The organism is Sphingorhabdus sp. (genome assembly GCF_040079335.1).
Taxonomy (GTDB): Bacteria; Pseudomonadota; Alphaproteobacteria; order Sphingomonadales; family Sphingomonadaceae; genus Sphingorhabdus_B.
This window is the reverse complement of sequence record NZ_JBEBKL010000089.1, coordinates 1-4,001: the sequence shown is the minus strand read 5'-3', so window position 1 is coordinate 4,001 and position 4,001 is coordinate 1. Positions and strand designations below refer to the sequence as shown.

General features: G+C 57.8%; 4 protein-coding genes. All 4 read right to left on the bottom strand.

The genetic code is table 11. The features are described from left to right. Positions 1-41: 41 nt before the first annotated feature. Entirely contained in the window at positions 42-1,529 is a 1,488-nt protein-coding gene (gatB, locus tag ABL922_RS14190; RefSeq protein ID WP_349024862.1) for an Asp-tRNA(Asn)/Glu-tRNA(Gln) amidotransferase subunit GatB, read from the bottom strand. A 441-nt stretch (positions 1,530-1,970) separates the two neighbouring features. Further along, a complete protein-coding gene (gene gatA / locus ABL922_RS14185; RefSeq protein ID WP_349024861.1) occupies positions 1,971-3,455 on the bottom strand; it encodes an Asp-tRNA(Asn)/Glu-tRNA(Gln) amidotransferase subunit GatA in 1,485 nt (494 codons plus the stop codon). Beyond that, entirely contained in the window at positions 3,455-3,742 is a 288-nt protein-coding gene (gene gatC / locus ABL922_RS14180) for an Asp-tRNA(Asn)/Glu-tRNA(Gln) amidotransferase subunit GatC (RefSeq protein ID WP_349024860.1), read from the bottom strand. Before gatC ends, gatA begins: the two co-directional genes overlap by 1 nt. Before the next feature lie 59 nt (positions 3,743-3,801). Next, a partial coding sequence (locus ABL922_RS14175; RefSeq protein WP_349024859.1) for a hypothetical protein occupies positions 3,802-4,001 on the bottom strand: 200 nt, incomplete at its 5' end.

Genomic DNA, 4,001 nt, shown 5'->3' with positions numbered 1-4,001 from the left:
TCGCGCAGATTCCGTGCATCTTCACAGGTGGCGACAGAGTCCTAGCCGAGCGCCTTTTTCAGCAAGTCATTGACCACACCGGGGTTGGCTTTGCCTTGCATCGCCTTCATCGTTTGACCGACGAAAAAGCCGAAAAGGTTTTCCTTGCCGCCGCGATATTGCTCCAGCTGACCGGGGTTGTTGGCGAGGATTTCGGCGATGACCGCTTCAATCGCGCCAGTGTCGCTGGTTTGCTTCAGGCCTTTTTCTTCGACAATCGCCGCAGCGCCCTGCCCTGTCTCCAGCATGATCTCGAACACTTGCTTGGCGATGCTGCCCGAAATGGTGCCATCGGCGACAAGGCCGAGCAATTCGGCTGCTTGTGTAGGCGACACGGGGCTCTCGTCCAAGGACTTGCCCATTTTGTTCAGCGCGCCGAACAGTTCGGATAGCAGCCAGTTGGAACCTTGCTTGGCGTCCACACCCGCCCCCAGCAAATCCTCAAACCAAAACGCGGTTTCGGCCTCTGCGGTCAACACCGCGGCGGCGTAGGCGGTGAGGCCCATCGCCTCGTACCGAGCGCGCTTTGCATCGGGCAGTTCGGGCAAGGACGCGCGGCATTCGGCTAGAAATTCGTCGCTCAGCTCAACCGGCAACAGGTCGGGATCGGGGAAATAGCGGTAATCATGCGCATCTTCTTTGCTTCGCATCGACCGTGTTTCCATCTTGTTCGGGTCGAACAGCCGCGTTTCCTGCACCACCGCACCGCCGTCTTCGATCAAATCGACCTGACGCCGCGCCTCAACCTCAATCGTCTGCATGACAAAGCGGATCGAGTTGACGTTTTTCGTCTCGGTCCGCGTGCCCAGCGGATTTTCGTCAGTTATTGGGCCGGGTTTCCGCACGCTGACATTCACGTCGGCACGCATCGAGCCTTCCTCCATATTGCCGTCGCAACTGCCGACATAGCGGAGAATCGAGCGCAGCTTTTTCACATATGCTCCGGCTTCGGCGGGAGAGTTCATGTCAGGCTTTGAAACAATTTCCATCAACGCCACGCCGCAGCGATTCAAGTCAACATAGGACATCGTCGGATGCTGATCGTGCATCAGCTTGCCTGCGTCCTGCTCCACATGGATGCGTTCGATGCCGATTGTTTTGCGCGGGGAGTCGGCGTCTTTCTCGTCGAGAATGACCTCAATCTCGCCTTCGCCAACAATCGGGTGATACAGCTGAGAAATCTGGTAGCCCTGCGGTAAATCGGCGTAGAAATAATTCTTCCGATCAAACCGCGAATAGCGGTTGATCTGCGCATTGATCGCCATGCCGGTGCGCACGGCCTGACGGATGCACTCGCGGTTCACCACCGGCAACATCCCCGGCATCGCGGCATCGACCAGCGAGACGTGGCTGTTCGGCTCACCACCGAAAGCTGCGGACGCTCCCGAAAACAGCTTAGCGTTCGACGTCACCTGCGCGTGGACCTCAAGGCCGATCACGACCTCCCATTCGCCTGTCATGCCTTGGATGCGGTATGTTGATTCAGTCATTACTCTACACCTGCGTCGCACCAGCGAAGGCTGGTGACTATCTCGTCTTGCGGTTTACGCTGAGGGGCGTAATGGGCCCCAGCCTTCGCTGGGGCGACGATATGTGGAACAATCATAGTTTCGCCCTCAGGTAATCCGCCGTCAGCAATAATTCGTGCTTTAGAAGCTCGGCACTTCCACCAATCAATGGAGTATCTTCTGCAAGTCGAATTATCACCTCACTATATTGAGGAAATCGCCGAAGCTCATACGCTGCAGCCATATTTCCAGGTACGGTCGACTCGTCTGCGCCAAACTTCCGCATTATATCAAAAAATTTACTGTACTCTGCGTGTTGGCGTTCGCGTCTTTCATTGAGAACATGCTGAACCGCAGCCCAAGCAAGCGCGCACAGTGGGATTACAACACCCAACCAAGCAACCACTTGTTCCCAAGTATAACTCACCACCACTTGTCCGCTTCCGCCGTGAAACCGGCACGTTCTTCAATTGCTAAGCCTGCGTTCAAAACGCTCTGCTCGTCCAACGCCTTGCCGATAATCTGCAAGCCCAGTGGAAGCCCTTGTTTGTCGATGCCTCCCGGAACGGACATCGCGGGCAGGCCAGCCAGCGACGCAGGCACCGCGAACACGTCGTTCAGATACATCGACAGCGGATCGCTGGTCTTCTCGCCTAAGCCAAAGGCCGCGCTTGGTGCAGTTGGCGCAAGGATCAGGTCGCATTGCCCCCAAGCGTTCTCAAAATCGCGCGCGATCAACGCCCGCACCTTTTGCGCCTGTGTGTAATAGGCGTCGTAGAAACCGGCGCTGAGCACATAGGTGCCGATCATGATACGGCGGCGGACTTCTTCGCCGAACCCTGCGGCGCGGGTGGCGGCGTACATGTCTTGCAGACCTGCTCCGTCGGGCAAATCGCGTAGGCCGTAACGCACGCCATCATAGCGCGCGAGGTTTGACGATGCCTCGGCAGGGGCGATGATGTAATAAGCGGGCAGCGCATATTTGGTGTGCGGCAGGCTGATCTCGACAATCTCTGCGCCTGCATCCTTCAGCCATGCGATGCCATTGTCCCACATTGCGGCGATATCTTCGTCGATGCCGTCGAGGCGATATTCTTTCGGAATGCCGATGCGTTTGCCGCGCAGGTCGCCGGACAAGCCAGCCTCCCATTCGGGCACGGGCAGGTCTAGCGAAGTCGAATCCTTGGCGTCAAAACCCGCCATCGCCTCCAGCATGATCGCGCAATCGCGCACATCGCGTGCCATGGGGCCTGCTTGGTCTAGCGAGCTTGCAAAGGCAACAATGCCCCAGCGCGAGCAGCGGCCATAGGTTGGCTTAATCCCGCTAATGCCGGTGAAAGCCGCAGGCTGGCGGATCGAGCCGCCGGTGTCGGTGCCGGTCGCCGCCGGGCACAGTCGTGCAGCAATGGCTGTGGACGAACCACCCGACGACCCCCCGGGGGCAAGCGCAGCGTTTCCGCCGTCATTGCGTCGCCAAGGCGAAATCACATTGCCGAAATAGCTGGTTTCGTTGGACGAACCCATCGCGAACTGGTCAAGGTTCAACTTGCCCAGCATCCCTGCGCCAGCGGCCCATAGCTTGCCCGATACGGTCGATTCATATTGCGGGATAAAGCCTTCAAGCATGTGGCTGGCGGCGGTGGTCTGCACGCCATCGGTGCAGAACAGGTCCTTCATGCCAATGGGAACGCCCGCCATTTTGCCGAGCGGCTTGCCAGCGGCGCGGTCGGCATCAACGGCCTGTGCGGCTTCGATGGCCAGTTCCGGCGTCTCGACGATGAAGGCGTTGAGCACTTTAGCGGCGGCGACGTTGGTGTTGAAGGCGGTTGCGACTTCAACGGCGGTGAATTCGCCAGCGGCAACGCCATCGCGGATGGCGGCAACGCCGAGTTTGGTCAGGTCAGTCATCACTCAATCACCTTGGGCACGCCAAAGAATATGCCTTCTTTCGCAGGGGCATTGGCGAGTACTTTGTCACGCATATTGCCATCGGTCACAACATCGTCGCGCATGCGCAGCGTGTTGGGGATGACGGCGGTCATCGGCTCAACGCCGGTGACGTCAACCTCACCCAATTGTTCGACCCAGGCGAGGATGCCGTTCAGCTCCCCAACCATTTTTTCGGCCTCTTGTTCGCTAATCGCGATACGGCTGAGCCGAGCGATCTTGTTCACGGTATCTTTATCGACTGACATGAAAGAGCGCCTAGCAGCGTGGGTTTATGCCTTCAAGCGGGGATGCGCGGAAAGTGGCGCTATTTCTCGAAAACTTCGCCAATCGGTTTGCCGTCGACATAGACCTGCTGCATTTCCACTTTGCGGATCTCGACTTTGGTATCAGGCGCAATCTCCGTTGCATCATCGCCGCTATTGATTGGTGGTCCCATATATTGGTTCGACCAAACCATAGCCTTTGGCGCTACTGAATAACGATTACCATTCGCTTTGTTTCGGG

Bases quoted from the DNA above. Each gene is read 5' to 3' on its own strand.
- gatC (WP_349024860.1), bottom strand. From the start codon at position 3,742: ATGTCAGTCGATAAAGATACCGTGAACAAGATCGCTCGGCTCAGCCGT.
- gatA (WP_349024861.1), bottom strand. From the start codon at position 3,455: ATGACTGACCTGACCAAACTCGGCGTTGCCGCCATCCGCGATGGCGTT.
- gatB (WP_349024862.1), bottom strand. From the start codon at position 1,529: ATGACTGAATCAACATACCGCATCCAAGGCATGACAGGCGAATGGGAG.